Origin of the sequence: Mucilaginibacter achroorhodeus, from assembly GCF_007846095.1 — a bacterium.
Classification (GTDB): Bacteria; Bacteroidota; Bacteroidia; order Sphingobacteriales; family Sphingobacteriaceae; genus Mucilaginibacter; species Mucilaginibacter achroorhodeus.
Genome location: NZ_VOEI01000001.1, coordinates 682,682 through 699,423 on the forward strand (window position 1 = coordinate 682,682; position 16,742 = coordinate 699,423).

The window sequence follows — 16,742 nt, forward strand, 5'->3', positions numbered from 1 at the left end:
CTGCGTTATAGCTCTGCCGGATTTTTTATTTAGAACAGGTACTATCAGATATGGAAATACAGGAAAATATCATCAATAAAGTTGCGCAAAGCGGTTTGGTCACCTTAGATCCTGCGCAATTTTATGTTGCAGGCGAGCGGGTGGTTTATGATATTAAAGACAATCTGTTCCACGGGCTTATCCTTAGGGAAAAAGATTTCCGTGAGTTTGTGAAGAGCCATGATTGGGCACAATACCAGGATAAGTATGTGGCCGTAACCTGTACTGCAGATGCTATAGTACCTGCCTGGGCTTACATGCTGTTAGCCAACAAAATGGCAACTTATGCAAAAGAAGTTATATTTGGTGATGCAGATGTTTTAGAAACGGTGCTATTTGTAAAGGCAATGAAAGACTTGGATGTTGAACAATATCGCGATCAGCGCATTGTAATAAAAGGCTGTGGTGATGTGCCGGTACCTGTGTCGGCCTATGTTGAATTGACGCAGAAATTAACACCCGTTGCAAAAAGTTTGATGTTTGGCGAACCATGTTCAACAGTACCCATTTACAAGCGCCGGGATTAAACCGTAGCATGCATATTGCGTCTAAAACGATTAAATGAAGAAATTTATAAGCGCCCTGTTAATAATACTATGCAATACAGCGGGCGCGTGGGCGCAAGAGCAGGTTGCCAAAACAAAGGAGGTAGCCTTTAAAGCGGGAGAGCAGATAACCTACAAATTGCGATACGGTTTTTTAAGTGCTGCAGAAACGGTTATTAAGGTTGAAGATAGTCCGCTAAAGTTTGAGGGGCGGCCAGTTTTACATATCAACGCACAAGCTAAAACCCTGGGTACATTTAACTTTTTGTTTAATGTTAGAAACGAGTACCATAGTTATATAGATCCTGCCACCTTACTTCCGTATTATTACTGGGAAAACAGAAAAGAGGCCAAGTACCGCCACACTGATAAAGTAACTTTTGACAGGCAAAAGAATATTATAACTGCCGATAAGGGGCAATTCTCTTTCAAAGGAGATGTATTCGATTTCTTATCGTGCTACTACTACGCGCGAAACATTGATATAACAGGATTAAAAGTGGGCGATGTTTTAACCCTTAGATATTTCCTGGAAGATGGCATTCACCCGCTTACCATCACTTATCTTGGCAAGGAACAGACGAAATGCAACCTCGGCACTTTCAACTGTTTAAAATTTAGCCCCACAATAATTCCCGGTCGTATATTTAAAAAGAACAGTAAGCTATATTTGTGGATCACTGATGATAAGAACCGTATCCCGGTTAAGGCCAACGTTGAGATAGTTGTAGGTAGCTTAACCATGGATCTCACACAGGCAAGCGGCTTAAAATATCCGCTTAATCCTGTAAAAAAATAATATTTTATGATGATAGAAGTTGGCAGCGTGCTGGTGCATGAAGATGTAGTATCAAATAACTTTGTTTGCAACCTAAACAAATGCAAAGGTGCCTGCTGCCTTGAAGGCGACTCTGGTGCCCCACTTAACCATAATGAATTGCAAATACTAAAGGATATTTATCCTAAAGTAAAGCCATACATGACAAGCAAGGGCATTGCTACCATTGAAGCAATAGGTACCCACGTAACTGATTTTGAAGGCGATTACACCACGCCTTGTGTTGATACCAATAAAGAGTGCGCCTACGTCACCTGGGAGAACGGGATCACTAAATGCGCTATTGAGAAAGCTTACGAAGCCGGCGATATTGATTGGCAAAAACCTATTTCCTGCCATTTATATCCTATCCGCATTACGGCATACCCTGAGTTTGATGTTCTAAATTACGACCGCTGGAGTATTTGCAGCCCGGCCTGTGCTTTTGGCGATGAGCTTAAGGTACGTGTGCATGAATTTTTAAAGGGGCCGCTTACCCGCAAATATGGAGAAGAATGGTATCGCGAACTGGAAGAAGCCGTAGAACATCTCTAAGCACTTACCATCCACTGCTGGTTTTTACAAGCTTTTACAATTAATTTAATAATATTGCACTTTCTAAAGTTTGTAAATGAAAAAAGCTTTGATAACCGGCATAACAGGACAAGATGGTGCCTACTTAGCTGAATTTTTACTAAAAAAAGGATATGAGGTACATGGCGTTAAACGCCGTGCATCATCTTTTAACACAGATAGGATAGATCACCTTTATCATGATCCGCATGAGAACGGTGCACGGTTTTTTCTGCATTACGGTGATCTAACTGATTCTATGAACTTAACCAGGCTGATACAGGAAATTCAGCCGGATGAGATATATAATTTGGGTGCGCAAAGCCACGTTAAAGTGAGTTTTGATTCGCCTGAGTATACCGCCAACGCCGATGGCATTGGCGTATTGCGGATACTGGAAGCTATACGTTTATTAGGTTTAACCGATAAAACAAGGCTTTATCAGGCATCCACATCAGAACTTTACGGCTTAGTGCAACATGTGCCGCAAAGCGAGGCCACGCCTTTTTACCCGCGCTCTCCTTATGCGGTTGCCAAGCTATATGGCTACTGGATAATTGTAAACTATCGTGAGGCGTATAACATGTATGCTTGTAATGGCATCCTGTTCAATCATGAGAGCCCCATCCGTGGGGAAACTTTTGTTACCCGCAAGATCACCCGTGCTGTTGCAAAAATAAGCCTGGGCCTGCAGGATTGCCTGTATGTGGGCAACCTTGATGCCAGGCGCGACTGGGGCCACGCTAAGGATTACATTATAGCCATGTGGCTAATGTTGCAGCAGGATGAACCGCAGGATTATGTTATTGCAACCGGTATTACCACAACCGTTCGTGATTTTATAAGAATGGCATTTGGCGAATTGGGTATAGAGATTGAATTTAGTGGAAAAGACGAGAATGAGAAAGGCGTTATAATTGATATTGATCAAGATAAAGCAATCTCGCTTGGTCTTAATACCGATGCTCTTAAATTTGGACAAACCATTGTAAGGGTTGATTCAAAATATTTCCGTCCCACTGAGGTCGACCTGCTTATAGGTGATCCTTCAAAAGCTAAAAATCAATTAGGCTGGGAATTAACATATGACCTCCAGGCCTTGGTTACAGATATGGTGCAGTCAGACCTGCATCTCGCCAAAAAAGACGAATACATGAAGAATGGCGGCTTCAAAACTTTAAATTACTTTGAATAGTAAGACTTTTCTATGAAAAAAATATTTATCAGCATCAGCTTGTTGTTGGCTGCGGCCGGGGTAGCACGCGCTCAGGCGGTTTACCAACCTTATTCCTACCAATTCTATCAGAAGTTTGATGCGGATATCTACTCTACTAAAACAAGGATACATTCGGCTGTACAGTCCTATTTTATAACCGATTCATTACTGCGACGCAGATATGATTCTATCATGAATTATGGTACAGGAAAGTATGACAACGTTTTTTTAAGGAAGCTCTTTAATGAGCATCAAATAGATGTAAAAGGCCAAAACTCTACTTTTTATGCTGATCTTTTACCTGATTTTGTTATCGGGCGAGATTTTGCCCAAAAACAAAATCTGTGGCAAAGTTCGTTAGGCCTGCAGATTGGCGGTACCGTAAGTGATAAATTTTTCTATAATGTTACCGGTTATCTTAACCGTGCCGAGGTGCCAGACTATATTTCAACATATGTGCGGCAGGTAGGTATAATGCCTGGTATGGCTTACGCAGGTACATTTAACAACAACCCTCGAGCTTACGGCTGGGATTACATTACTGCAATTGCATCCTATACGCCTAATAAATACTTAAACATCACCGCCGGGCGCGATAAAACTTTTATAGGTGACGGCTACCGCTCATTGCTTCTGTCTGATTACGCCTCTCCCTACCCCTTCCTAAAATTAACTGGAAATTTGGGCAACGTAACTTACATGGCTATGTGGGCACGTTTTGATGACCCGGCAAGTACAAGCGATCAGTTTACCGACCGTGCCAAATGGGGCGTTTTCCATTATTTAGACTGGAACATAAGTAAACGTTTATCTATCGGTTTCTTTGATTCTGTTATTTGGGGTGATGTTGATGACGAGGGGCATAAACACGGGTTTGATTTCAATTATATCAATCCGATCATTTTCCTTCGCCCGGTTGAAGCTGCAAACGGCTCACCTGATAATGCACTTATTGGATTTACTTCAAAATACAAAATTACCGATGGCGTAACGGCCTACGGCCAATTCTCTCTTGATGAATTTCAAGCAAAAGAGTTTTTTCAGAACACCGGAAGCGTGCGTAATAAATTTGGATATCAGTTAGGCTTAAGAGGTGCAAACCTGTTTGGAATTAAAAACCTTAATTACCTGGTAGAACACAATACAGTTAGGCCTTATACTTTTAGTGAAAGAGCATCTATCCTAAATTACTCTGCTAACAGCGAACCATTAGCTCATCCCTGGGGTGCTAATTTCCGTGAAGTACTTGGGTTGTTAAATTATTCGTACAAACGCTTCAACCTTATGGGCGAAGTAGATTACGGACGTTATGGATTAGACGTTAATGGTGACAATTACGGAAAAGATATTTTTCAACCGTATACAAAACCTGTGCATCAGGATAACAACATTATCGGCCAGGGATTAACCACTAACATGATCTACCTGCAAGGCAAGGTAAGCTACATGCTTAATCCGAAATATAATCTACGTCTTGAGCTTGGCGGAATCTATCGTAACGAAAAAAACAGCCAGTTCAACGATAAAACGGGCATGATAACTTTTGGCGTCCGCAGCTCATTCAGGAATATTTATACTGATCTCGCCAGCTACAAAACGCATTAAATTTAACTTTCAATAAACAACAAAGGCAGCCAATGGCTGCCTTTGTTGTTTATTGAGTATTTCCTGTCAGGCTTCTTTCATCTCTGCCTTAATAGCTCTTAAAAATTCGTTGGCATGTTGCGAACCGATAATATAGATCAAACCATCCCTGTCTGTGAGGTGTATGGCATCGTTACCGGCTGCGTAAAAACGGATAGTTCCTTTGGTGTGAAGATTATAAACCGGATTGTTAAAAAGGTAACGACTGTAAGTTCCCTTCTCTACTTTAATAATGCTGTTCAGATCTATCTTAACACGCCGGGTTGACCACAAGCCATCTAAAAGCACACTTTTGTTTTTCACAGTAGTGCTAAAGTGCAACAGAAAACCCATGATAATGGATATGATGATAATGACAAAGCCAACAATGGCCAGCAGATCGCCATTACGCTCGCGCTCATCGGTAAAAAAATACGCGGCAAAGCAAAATAGCGCCAGTACCAGCCTGATGGTTATAGGTATCCACTCGCGGCCAAGGTATTGCTTTTCTACAAAAACGGCTTTTTCACTCATATTTTAAACAATTCGAATATAGTAACTTTTTTGGTTGAAGCGCTCACTTTGTATTTGTCGTTTAACCTGTAGCCACCTATCCACATAATATCTCCGTTTCCATTTATTAATAATGGAACAGTTTTCTTTACATGTAACGGCACTTTTTGCTGGATCAGGAAATCGCTTAGCTTTTGCCTCGTTTTCATCCCCAGGGGATAGAATGTATCACCTTGCTGCCAGCTTCGGATTTTAAGCGGATAAATTAATTTATATGCATCGATAGAAACAGCCAGTGGATTATCACGTACTATAATAGGGCTATCATCATGGAGAATATTGATGCGGTAGTTGCCCCATTTTCGTTCATGGTCTGTTTCATTAAAGATGATATAATCAAGCTCTATCTCCGTTCTCTCAGTTATAATGATATCCTGCCTGTCCACTACAAGGTTGTGTGTGGGGCTTTCAAATCTACGTCCGGAATGCTTGTGCAATGCGGTCAGCAGGTCATCAACCGTACCTTCGGTAAAGTTAAAGCGCTGCAGCAATTTAAAAAGCAGCAATCGTTTTGGTGACAGGTGATTAATCTTTTCTATTGAAATGCTTGTATTATCCCCATGAGAAACCAGCAGTTCGTTGGCCAACAAATTTACCTGGTTATCCAACAGCATCTCCAGTTCCCTAAACGTACGCAGGTTATTTTCAAACGTTGCCTCAAGGTTGGGGTTAAGGTCCTTTAAAACAGGTATAACCTTATGCCTTAATTTATTTCGCGCATACTTTGTTGATGCGTTGGAAGCATCTTCCACATAATTTAAACCTTCGGCCTCTACTATGGTCTGTATCTCATCCCGCGAAAGAAAAAGCAACGGGCGCACAAGATTGCCATTAACCGGCAAAATACCGTGTAAGCCAGCTATGCCTGTACCCCGGGTAAGGTTTAACAATATAGTCTCGATCGTATCGTTTTGATGGTGAGCAAGTGCAACGGCATCAAAACCATGTTGCAGGCGCAATTGTTCAAACCATTGGTAACGCAGATCTCGGGCAGCCATCTGGATAGATACTTTATGCTCGCGAGCATATTGAGCTGTATCAAAGTTGATGGTATGGAACTGAACGCCGAGGTTAATAGCCATTTGTTTGGTAAAATGCTGGTCGGCATCAGCATCAGCACCGCGAAGCATAAAGTTGCAATGGGCTATGGCAAAATTGTAACTTGCTGCTTTGAGCAGGTGCGCCATTAACACGGAATCCATGCCTCCGCTTACTGCTGCGAGCACTTTATCGGCGGGCTTAAAAAGCCTGTTTTGTTCAACAAAATCAATAAAGCGTTTAACCGGCAGCATGGCCAAAATTATTAATTTAATAAGCCCCGCAAAAAACTAATTTTGCAACGTGATAAAATACATCCTTAGCGCTCTACTTTTACTGCTAACCTCAACAGTTTCAGCACAGAAAAAAAAATCTGTTGTTAAGCTGATCTCGTCAAAAAATAGCCAGTTAGTAAAAATTAACGGCAAGGATGTGGTTAAGGTTTTCCAGGGTGTTTTTACGCAGGATTTTTCTACCATGCGATCAGACAGCGGATACTTCTACGCACAGGATAACGCCTTTGATGCATTTGGCAATGTGCATATCACCCAGGGCGATACACTAAACATCTATTCAGATAAACTCAATTACAACGGCAACACCAAAATAGCTATTCTTACAGATAATGTGCGCATGGTTGATAAAGATGCAATACTTACAACCAATTACCTTACTTATAATACGGCAACACGCATAGGAACATATACAGGTGGCGGTAAACTGATAAACAAGGACAATACGCTTACCAGCAAAAACGGCTATTATTTTGCCTACTCGCGCGATTCATATTTCAGGTACAATGTGGTTTTAGTTACACCGGATGCCCTGATAAAGACCGACACGCTGCGGTACAACACTGGCAGCCGCATTGCTTTCTTTTACGGGCCTACCAACATTTACGATACTAAGCAAAAAAAAGATACCCTGTATACGGAGAATGGCACTTACAATACGGCAACGGAGCAAGCTTTTTTTGGTAAGAAGAATCTTTACAAGCAGGATACCAAGACCTTTACCGGCGACAGCTTATTTTATGATAGGGCACAGGGATATGGCAGGGCTATAAAAAACATCGTGTTTAAGGATAAAAAACAAAACATGACACTTAAAGGCCAACTGGCCGATTACTATCGCGCTACGGAACGTGTTGTTGTTACGCAAGACCCATATGTGATAATTGTAACAGAGCAGAAAGACACTACCCAAACAGATACCACCCCAGTTAAGACCGTCCCAGCAAAAGGATCAAAAGTTTCTTCGAAGGGGCAAACCAATATTATTAAAAACGCAGCCGCAAACGTGCCAAAGAATGGTTTACCGCTTAAGTCGCTGCCCATCCCAATTCAAGATTCGGTAAAAGCAGATACGGCACGTATAAAGAATACAGTAAAAAGGGTGGTAACCCAGGCAGGCACCTTAGTAAAAAAGGCAGACCTATTAGCAGCAAAGACTCCTGCTGGTACAATGCCGGTAAAATCGCTGTCTGGCCAAAAAGCTACTGATACCACCAAGAACAAGACTATCGTGGCGCCACCTCAAAAAATTAAGCGTGATTCGGTATTTATTTCTGCCGATACGCTTGAATCGCAGATGTTGACCTTTAAGGATTACAAGGCGATGCAGGCCAAACCAGTACGTGATACCACTGCGAAGGCAAAAAAGAAATCTTCCGTTAATAGCAAAACTTTGATGTATCTGCCGCCATGGCAACGCAGGGACACTTCTCTTATAATCCATCGCGATTACTTTGCTGCTATGCTTAAGGCCAGAGCGGATTCTGCAGCAGCTAAAGCTGCAAAAAATAAATCTGTTGCGGCGAGCAAAAACGGTATTACCGGTGCAAACGGCAAGGTTGCCGCAAAGCAGCCGAAAGCAGGTGGCGATGGTAGCGCACCAAGAGATGATGACGAGGATCTGGATCAGGATCCGCTGTTTTACACACCACCGCTGGAATTAAAAGATACCGCCAGGATACGGATCGTAAAAGCTTATCACAACGCTAAGATGTTCAAGTCTGACCTGCAGGCTAAGTCGGATTCAATGTTCTACAGTTATGCAGATTCTACCTTACGCATGTATGTAAACCCGATACTGTGGGCACAAAACTCACAGCTATCAGGAGATACCATAATGGTGCAAATGAAAAATAAAAAGATGGATAACCTTACCATGTATCCGTCATCGTTTATAGTGAACATAGAGGAAGGCGATTCCACGCATTTTAACCAGGTTGCGGGCAAGCGCATGAAGGGGTATTTTCTGAATGATAAGCTCGACAGGATGTTTGTGGTAGGCAATGCTGAGAGTATCTATTTTAGCCGTGACAGTTTAAAGAAAGTTGACGGTATGCAGCGATCTGTAAGCAGCCGCATGCGGGTTCATTTTAAGAACAACAAAGCGTCGACCATCGTATTCTTGACAAAGCCGGAACACCGTTATGGCCCACTGTCGAAATTTACAGAAGAAGACAAGGTATTAAAAGGTTTTATCTGGAAACCGAAGGAACGCCCTGCATCAAAAGAAGCTATCCTTCCATCCTACCGCCGTAAGATGGAAGCGCGTAATCCAACATCAAAAAAACCTTCTGTTGCTAAACCGGGTACTAAGCCAACAGGAACCAGGACATTAGATTCACTACGCAATAAACCAACTTTGAGTGCCCCGGCAACTAACACGTCGGGCAAATCAAAAACAACGGTTGGCAAAAGCAACAAGCAGACTGTGCCTACAAATAACACCACCGATAGCGTAAAGGTAAAAGTGCCGGTTAGAATAAACACCGACACTACAAACGTGGTACCTGCGCCAATACAAAACAGGCAGCGTGAAGATAACACCTCACCACTGGCGCCTAAAAACATTAAGAAGGATACGGTAGTTACAAAGCAGCTTTAGTTTTACTCCTTTAAAAATGCTACCAATTTAGCCACAGCCTGCCCGCGGTGACTAATAGCATTCTTTTCGTCCACGGTCATCTCGGCAAGGGTAATATCGTAACCATCCGGCTCAAATATCGGGTCGTAACCGAAACCTTTGTTGCCGCTAAGTTCCTGCCTGATGGTACCTTCTAAAACGCCTTCAAAAAAATGCTCGTCACCGTTCCATATCAGCGATATAACCGAGCGAAAACGAGCCCTGCGATCTGTTTGGCCGTATAGTTTCTGCAGCACAAGGCTGTTGTTGGCATCATGGTCGCCATGTTTGCCTGCGTAACGTGCAGAATATATACCGGGCCCACCATTTAAAGCATTTATCTCCAATCCACTATCGTCACCAAAACAATTGAGTCCGTAATGCTCAAATATGTAATGGCTCTTAATAGATGCATTTTCGTAGAATGTATGGCCGGTTTCAGCAATATCATCCTGGCAGCCTATTTCATTCAGGGTAACCAGTTTCAGCTTATCACCTACTTTGGCGGCTACTTCTTCAAGTTTATGTTTATTGTTGGTGGCAAAAACTAACTGTTGCATATTAAAGCGATTTCATTTGTTCCCAAAAAGCTTTCTTATTATCGTTACTGCTCATCATTTCATCAAAGCTAAAACTGTACAGTACGTGTATCTTTTTCCCCTGCACGGGTTTATTTAAAGGCAGGTTTCCTATTCCTTGTGGCAAGGCATCTTCCCCCATGATCAACAACCTCGTGGGATTGTAATGGCTCACTAAATCGGAAAGTTTTACCGGAGCGATACTATTTAAATTTTGTATCGCTACATCTTTAAGCGTTAAACCCTTCCTTGCAAGTATGCTTTCCAGTGCAGTTAAGTGCCCGGCAGCTATATATTCTTCATTAGCGTAGTTTACCAAGATCAAAAACTGTTTTTGATTGCTGCCCAAGTACTTAAATCCGGTGTTTTCCGTTTGTTTAATAGTTTGAACCGCGGCAGGGTTTGCGGTGGTTTGTTGTTCTGAAACTTTAGGAGTTTGATTATCCGTGAACTCGCCTAAGCTAACGACATCTGGTGATATCGGTAGTTGCGCTTCCTTATCCTCCGGTGTAATATCGCTTACAGCAAGCCTATCCTGCGGCAGCAGAATCAGATCTTCCTGCAATATAAAGCGGTAGGCTTGTGGATACTCAACTCTCATATTTTAACAAATTTTAACCAAAAATACCTATTTGGGTTGAAGCTTTATAAGCATATTCGCACAACGGTTCAATTATACATTAATATTGATAAATTTTACCGAAATTTGCATACTTACGGAGCCACTCTCCCGCTTTTAGTTTATAACATTACATGAGAAAATTAGGACTTTCCCTTTTAAATATACTGTTGATTATCACTGTTGCCAATGCACAGCAAAAACGCACGCTTGATAAAATTGCGGCTGTTGTGGGTAGCAGTATAGTTTTACAATCTGACGTAGAACTACAGTACGCACAATATATTGTTAGCGGCCAGCAGCCAAACCCAAGCATTAAATGCCTTATACTGCAAAACCAGCTTACCCAAAAGCTTTTGGCACAACAGGCGGTTATTGATAGTGTGCAGGTAAAAGATGATGAGGTAGATAACGAGGTAGACAGGCGTATGCGTTCGTTTTTACAACGCGCTGGCGGGCAGGAGCAATTGGAACAGTTCCTGGGCCGTTCTATCATCCAGTACAAAGATGAGATGCGCCCGGATATAAAAGAGTCTTTAGTGGCCCAGCGTATGCGCGCCAAGATCACTGAAAAGGTAAATGTTACGCCTTTAGATGTGAAAAACTATTTTGATAAGATATCTAAAGACAGTATCCCGACTTACAATAAGGAAGTAGAAGTTGGCGAAATCGTTTTCCAACCTAAACTTTCAAAAGAAGAGAAAGAATCGGCACGTAAAAAAATAACTGATTTGCGCGAGCGAGTTAAAAAGGGCGAAGATTTTGCAAACCTTGCCAGGATCTATTCACAAGATGGGTCTGCACAGCAAGGTGGCGATCTTGGTTTCTTTGACCGCCAGCAAATGGCCAAAGAATTTACCGCCAATGCTTTCAGACTTAAAGCAGGTGAAATTTCGCCGGTATTTGAAACAGAATTTGGTTTCCACTTCTTGCAGGTGATAGAACGCCGTGGCGAACAGGTACATGCAAGGCACATCATTATTATACCTACTATTACAGAGGCAAGTCTTGACCGTGCACATAGTACTGCAGATAGTGTTTACAAATCATTACTTGCCATGAAGAAACTGGATTTCTCAAGTGCTGCAGCATTTTACTCGGATGATAAAGAAACCAAGTATAACGGTGGTATGATGTTGAATGCTGAGAACGTACAGACCCGTACAACTTTTATCCCAACCGATAAACTTGATCCGCAAATTGCGCTTGTGGTTGATACCATGAAAGTGGGTAGCATTTCAAAACCTCAGCTGTTTACTGATCCTCAAACTAATAAAAAGAGCTACAAGATACTTTATCTTAAATCAGCCGTTAACGCGCATAAAGCTAACATGGAGCAAGACTTTGCCAAGCTGAAAGATGCAGCTATGAATGATAAGCTTAATCGCACTATTGCACAGTGGTTTGAAAAACGCCGTAAAGAAACCTACATCAAAATAGATCCGGGATATCAGACCTGTGACGTGTTGAAAGGATGGCTGCCTGCAGCATCTGCAAAAACTACAGCAAGTGTTGCTGATGCAACTCCTGCTAACACCGCCACCACCAACAAATAATATGCAATACCGCTCAGAGGTTGAGGCCGCTGATGCATTGAAAAGTGCTTATCAGGAAATACGTGCCGAAATAAGTAAGGTTATAGTTGGGCAGGATGAGGTGATCAAGTTTGTGCTCATCTCTATCTTCAGCAACGGCCATTGTCTTTTAGTTGGTGTGCCTGGCCTTGCCAAAACCTTACTGGTGCAAACCGTCGCACAAGTATTAGACCTTGATTTTAAACGCATACAATTTACACCCGACCTGATGCCATCTGATATTATCGGATCGGAGATTTTGGGCGAAGACCGCAATTTTAAGTTTATTAAAGGCCCGGTGTTTTCTAATATTATATTGGCTGATGAGATAAACCGTACGCCGCCTAAAACCCAGGCCGCACTGCTTGAGGCCATGCAGGAAAAAGCAGTAACAGCCGCTGGCATTACCCATACTTTGAGTAAGCCGTTTTTCGTGCTGGCGACCCAAAACCCCATTGAACAGGAAGGCACTTATCCATTACCTGAAGCGCAATTAGACCGCTTTATGTTCAACGTTACGCTTGGCTACCCTTCATTTAAGGAAGAGCTTGAAGTAGTTAAAAACACCACAGGTACGGTTAAAGCAAGTGTCAACAAAAAGCTTAATGCAGAGCAGATAACTTATTTTCAGCAACTGGTTAGGAACGTTCCTGTAAGCGATAATGTGCTGGAATACGCCGTGAAACTGGTTGGTAAAACCCGCCCCAACGGCGAGTTGGCCACACCACAAATAAAACGCCTGCTAAACTGGGGTGCGGGCCCACGGGCGTCACAATTTCTGATACTTGGGGCAAAATGCCATGCTGTTTTAAACGGTAAATATTCTCCTGATATTGAAGATGTGCGTGCAGTAGCCAAACCTATCTTAAGCCATCGCATAGTTCGTAGCTACCATGCCGAAGCCGATGGCTTGTCTGCAAATGACATCATTGAGCAGCTATTCTAAATCTTAGCGTTTAAATAACGTTCCATAAAAAAGTCCTGATAAAATTATCAGGACTTTTTTATTTTATTTAGTTCAACTATTATTCGATAGTTGAGAATATCTCTAACAACAGATTCCAACGATGATTATCATCAGCTTCCCAAACGCGTACGTAATTGTAGTTGTTAACAATGTTGCCTTTTTTTATGCGGGCAGTACCGTAAGAGTAAGACAGATCGTTACTGCTTGAGCGGCCTGTATTAACCGTTGTGGCTGTAATATTAATAGCCTCGTTGGCAACAAATTTCAAGATCTTGTCAACACCTGTTACCGGCTCAAAACCAGGAAAATAAAAACGTGCCTCCGGGCTTAAAAACTCTTTGTAACCAGCCAGTGTAGATAATTCTAATGAATGATTTAAGGTTTGGTCATTTGCAGTAAGTATCTTCTTACCCGCAAACGGGTCTTTACTTGCGGCCTTTTGCTTTGTTAAGTCAGGCTCTTTGAAGTCAACAGTAGCTTCCTGCTCAGGTTCCGGGTGTTGTTCACCCACATTAATAAGCAATTTGAAAACACCGGTTGTAAGGTCTTTACGCCAAACAGAAATGTAATCACCATAGATCTTGTCGTCATCGCTTTTACCATTTTGATAAACATAGGGGCCTGCAGTAACACCAAGGTCGCCGTTAGCTGATATGCGTGCAAATTTTGGTGTAGATGTGAGTTTACCCGGTTGCTTATCAATAGCACCATAGAACTCGGATATCTTTACAAGGTTTGGCCTGAACACGATCCCTTCAGGATCAGCAACTGATAAAAAACCTTCTTTTATGCCTTTACGTGCAACACTCTTATTAAAACTTTCTTCGGCGGCAACAACATCGTTTACAGATACCTTAACTTGCGCAGCAGCGCCAAGAGCAGTTCCGGAAAGTATTAATGCAACCAGTAATGATTTTTTCATGCTTAGATAGTATAGATTTGATAGGGCAAGTTAATATTAATTTAAAACTGATTACATAATATCACCTGTGCCAATTTGTTTTCTTAATTTTTGTTAAATTCTTATCCAGTCGGTTGTGCCTTGTTTGCTATCATTTAACTGAAACCCGATCTGTTTAAGGCCTTCTCTTATTTTATCTGATGTAGCGTAATCCTTATTTGTTTTCGCTTCATTACGCAGCTTAATTATCAGTTGCATTAGTTCATCAGTATCGCCACCTTCAGTGTCTTCTAATTTTAAACCCAGCACATCAAAAAAGAAAGCGTTATAAGTTTTGCGTAACCTGTCAAAAGTTTCTGCACTTATCTCACCCGAATTACGGGTATTGGCCGCATAAGAGTTGATCCACTTTGATAGATTGTTCAAAGCCTCTAACGTTTTAGGCGAATTAAAATTGTCATTCATGCTGGCATAGCAATCATCACAAAATCCATTGATAGTTTTATCGGTCTCTTCGTCAATTTTCCCAACCTTCTGTTGCTGTAATGCCGCAAGTTTTTTAGCTGATTCTGCCAGTTTTTTGTAAAAGATCTCGGCAGCATCAATTGCCTCGTTTGAGAAATCAACTGTACTGCGATAACTGGCCTGCATAAAAAAGAACCGCATCACCATTGGGCTATACCCTTTTCTAAGCAAGGCATGCTCACCGGTAAAAAGCTGGTAAGGTAAAAAACTGTTACCTAATGATTTTGACATTTTTTGCCCGTTCACCGTAAGCATGTTGGTATGTACCCAATAGTGCGCAGGCGTTTTTCCGCAGCAAGCAATGTTTTGCGCAATTTCATTAGTATGATGAGTAGCCATTAAGTCCATACCACCACCGTGAATGTCAAATTGATGGCCCAGGTATTTATTACTCATTGCAGAACATTCCAGGTGCCAGCCCGGGAAACCCATTCCCCATGGCGACGGCCATTGCATCAGGTGCTCGGGTTTCGCTTTTATCCAAAGTGCAAAATCGAGCTTACCACGTTTTTCATCCTGGCCGCCAAGGGTGCGGGTATTGGTCAGCAGGTCTTCCAGTTTACGGCCATTAAGTTCGCCGTAATCATGGGTCTCGCTATATTTCTCTACATCAAAATAAACAGAACCACCAACTTCATAGGCAAAACCTGCATCCAATATGGTTTTTACCAATTCAATCTGCTCAATAATATGGCCGGTTGCGGTGGGCTCAATGCTTGGCGGCAGAGTATTAAATATCTCCATTACCTTATGAAAATCTACAGTGTATTTCTGTACGATCTCCATTGGCTCCAGTTGTTCTAATTTAGCTTTTTTGGATACTTTGTCTTCACCTTCATCGCTATCGCCTTCCAGGTGACCAGCATCAGTTATATTGCGTACATAACGCACCTTATAGCCCAGGTGCAATAAATAACGGTAGATAAGATCGAAAGAAATAAATGTGCGACAGTTGCCCAAATGCACGTCGCTATATACAGTAGGCCCGCAAACATACATGCCAACGTGGCCTGGATTAAGCGGGATAAATTCTTCTTTGGTACGTGTTAACGAGTTGTAAACAAACAGTTTTTGTTCCGTCATGAGGGCAAACTTACAATTTTACGCGCTGAGTTTATTTGGCTGTTTTTATTTTAGTGAAACAACGGTGCTTAAAGGATAATGGTCTGACAATTTCTTCTCGATGATCTTATATTCGGACACTGAAAATTGCGGGCTAACCATCACATAATCTATCTGATAGTTGGGGAACGCACCGTTATAGGTACGGCCCAAGCCTGCACCTTTTTCCCTGAATGCGTTTTTTAATCCTTTCGCCATTTGGTTTACCGCAAATGAAGATGGAGTATCATTAAAGTCGCCGGAAATGATGTATGGATAAGGACATTGTTTAGCGTGGTTCTTAATGATAAAAACATGATCGGCCCGTTTTTGGAACGCAAGCTTTAATTTATAGCCTACCCTTTTTGTAGCGCCAATGTCTGTTTTGCCTTTTGATGATAACTTATCAAGATACTGATAATCCTGCGGCTCAAATTTAATAGACTGCAAATGAACGCTGTACATCCTGAATATGGTGCTATCTTTCTGTATATCTACGTAGATACATTGGTTCCCACTGTTCTTTTCAGATAGTTGTACTAACCCATAAGCCTTAATTGGAAACTTGGAGAAAATGGCTAAGCCGATAGATTCACTTTGGCTGGTCATGGTAGGCTCAAAATAATAATACTGGGCCCGCATCACCTGCTTTAAAGAGTCTATCATATTATAAATACCTTTCTTTTTGGTAAAAAACTCCTGCATGCCTATCACATCAGGCTGTTGCTCGCCAATCAGATTGAGTATCTCATGCTTTGTTGAAACATCATTTTTGGCACCAAAACGTTTAAAATCATGTACGTTATAGGTCATGATCCTGAGCTGATGTTGCGGAGGCGTGCTGCTTTCGCCCGCGGGCAGGCGTATACCTACATTATTGGTAAGCACGTTCCAGCCAATGAGGATACTTATCACAGAAATAAGAACAAACCATCTCCTTCGCAGTAACCAGTACGCTATCATTATCAGGTTACCAACCAATAACGGCGGGTAAGCAAGCCCAAAGAAAGCTATTGGCCAAAACTTACGCGGATCTGTTACCGGTGCCAGGTAGCTTATCAGCAAAGCCAGGCAAAGCAGGTAATTTATCCAAAGAAATAGTTTATCAATAAAAGGAAGGTTCCTGTTTCTAAACTTCAT

General features: G+C 41.9%; 15 protein-coding genes. 8 read left to right on the top strand and 7 right to left on the bottom strand.

The window, feature by feature from the left end:
• Positions 1–50: 50 nt before the first annotated feature.
• The 5 genes from FPZ42_RS03260 (at position 51) to FPZ42_RS03280 (ending at position 4,795) form a co-directional block, all read left to right on the top strand.
• Complete coding sequence (locus FPZ42_RS03260; protein ID WP_146269043.1) at positions 51–566, top strand: DUF2480 family protein; 516 nt, start codon at positions 51–53, stop codon at positions 564–566.
• A 34-nt stretch (positions 567–600) separates the two neighbouring features.
• Positions 601–1,383 (top strand): DUF3108 domain-containing protein, encoded by a 783-nt coding sequence (locus tag FPZ42_RS03265; protein WP_146269044.1) that lies wholly within the window; start codon positions 601–603, stop codon positions 1,381–1,383.
• A gap of 9 nt (positions 1,384–1,392) precedes the next feature.
• Entirely contained in the window at positions 1,393–1,956 is a 564-nt protein-coding gene (locus tag FPZ42_RS03270; RefSeq protein WP_146269552.1) for a DUF3109 family protein, read from the top strand.
• 76 nt (positions 1,957–2,032) lie between these two features.
• Positions 2,033–3,169 carry a GDP-mannose 4,6-dehydratase gene (gmd, locus tag FPZ42_RS03275; RefSeq protein ID WP_146269045.1) on the top strand — a complete coding sequence of 379 codons (1,137 nt, stop codon included), beginning with the start codon at positions 2,033–2,035 and terminating at the stop codon, positions 3,167–3,169.
• Positions 3,170–3,181: 12 nt separating this feature from the next.
• Complete coding sequence (locus FPZ42_RS03280) at positions 3,182–4,795, top strand: gliding motility protein RemB (RefSeq protein ID WP_146269046.1); 1,614 nt, start codon at positions 3,182–3,184, stop codon at positions 4,793–4,795.
• 66 nt (positions 4,796–4,861) lie between these two features.
• Here FPZ42_RS03280 and FPZ42_RS03285 read toward each other — a convergent pair whose 3' ends face one another.
• Positions 4,862–5,347, bottom strand: coding sequence for a hypothetical protein (locus FPZ42_RS03285; protein WP_146269047.1), 486 nt, complete (start codon positions 5,345–5,347; stop codon positions 4,862–4,864).
• Positions 5,344–6,678 carry a tRNA lysidine(34) synthetase TilS gene (gene tilS / locus FPZ42_RS03290; protein ID WP_146269048.1) on the bottom strand — a complete coding sequence of 445 codons (1,335 nt, stop codon included), beginning with the start codon at positions 6,676–6,678 and terminating at the stop codon, positions 5,344–5,346. Before tilS ends, FPZ42_RS03285 begins: the two co-directional genes overlap by 4 nt.
• A 49-nt stretch (positions 6,679–6,727) precedes the next feature.
• Here tilS and FPZ42_RS03295 point away from each other — a divergent pair, with 49 nt between their 5' ends.
• On the top strand, positions 6,728–9,319 hold the full coding sequence (locus tag FPZ42_RS03295) for an OstA-like protein (protein ID WP_146269049.1): 2,592 nt from the start codon (positions 6,728–6,730) through the stop codon (positions 9,317–9,319).
• 2 nt (positions 9,320–9,321) lie between these two features.
• On the opposite strand, the gene rdgB is transcribed toward FPZ42_RS03295, so the two are convergent.
• Both rdgB and FPZ42_RS03305 read right to left on the bottom strand, forming a co-directional pair.
• Positions 9,322–9,897 carry an RdgB/HAM1 family non-canonical purine NTP pyrophosphatase gene (gene rdgB / locus FPZ42_RS03300; RefSeq protein ID WP_146269050.1) on the bottom strand — a complete coding sequence of 192 codons (576 nt, stop codon included), beginning with the start codon at positions 9,895–9,897 and terminating at the stop codon, positions 9,322–9,324.
• 1 nt (position 9,898) lies between these two features.
• Positions 9,899–10,516, bottom strand: coding sequence for a hypothetical protein (locus FPZ42_RS03305; RefSeq protein WP_146269051.1), 618 nt, complete (start codon positions 10,514–10,516; stop codon positions 9,899–9,901).
• Between the two features lie 152 nt (positions 10,517–10,668).
• On the opposite strand from FPZ42_RS03305, the gene FPZ42_RS03310 reads away from it, so the two are divergent.
• Together FPZ42_RS03310 and FPZ42_RS03315 are read left to right on the top strand one after the other, a co-directional pair.
• Entirely contained in the window at positions 10,669–12,090 is a 1,422-nt protein-coding gene (locus tag FPZ42_RS03310; RefSeq protein WP_146269052.1) for a peptidylprolyl isomerase, read from the top strand.
• Between the two features lies 1 nt (position 12,091).
• On the top strand, positions 12,092–13,054 hold the full coding sequence (locus tag FPZ42_RS03315; protein ID WP_146269053.1) for an AAA family ATPase: 963 nt from the start codon (positions 12,092–12,094) through the stop codon (positions 13,052–13,054).
• Positions 13,055–13,133: 79 nt separating this feature from the next.
• On the opposite strand, the gene FPZ42_RS03320 is transcribed toward FPZ42_RS03315, so the two are convergent.
• The 3 genes from FPZ42_RS03320 to FPZ42_RS03330 all read right to left on the bottom strand — a co-directional run bounded on the left by FPZ42_RS03320 (position 13,134) and on the right by FPZ42_RS03330 (position 16,742).
• Positions 13,134–13,997, bottom strand: coding sequence for a hypothetical protein (locus FPZ42_RS03320; RefSeq protein ID WP_146269054.1), 864 nt, complete (start codon positions 13,995–13,997; stop codon positions 13,134–13,136).
• A gap of 93 nt (positions 13,998–14,090) precedes the next feature.
• Positions 14,091–15,584, bottom strand: coding sequence for a cysteine--tRNA ligase (gene cysS / locus FPZ42_RS03325; protein ID WP_146269055.1), 1,494 nt, complete (start codon positions 15,582–15,584; stop codon positions 14,091–14,093).
• Between the two features lie 45 nt (positions 15,585–15,629).
• Positions 15,630–16,742, bottom strand: a complete 1,113-nt coding sequence (locus tag FPZ42_RS03330) for an endonuclease/exonuclease/phosphatase family protein (protein WP_146269056.1) — start codon at positions 16,740–16,742, stop codon at positions 15,630–15,632.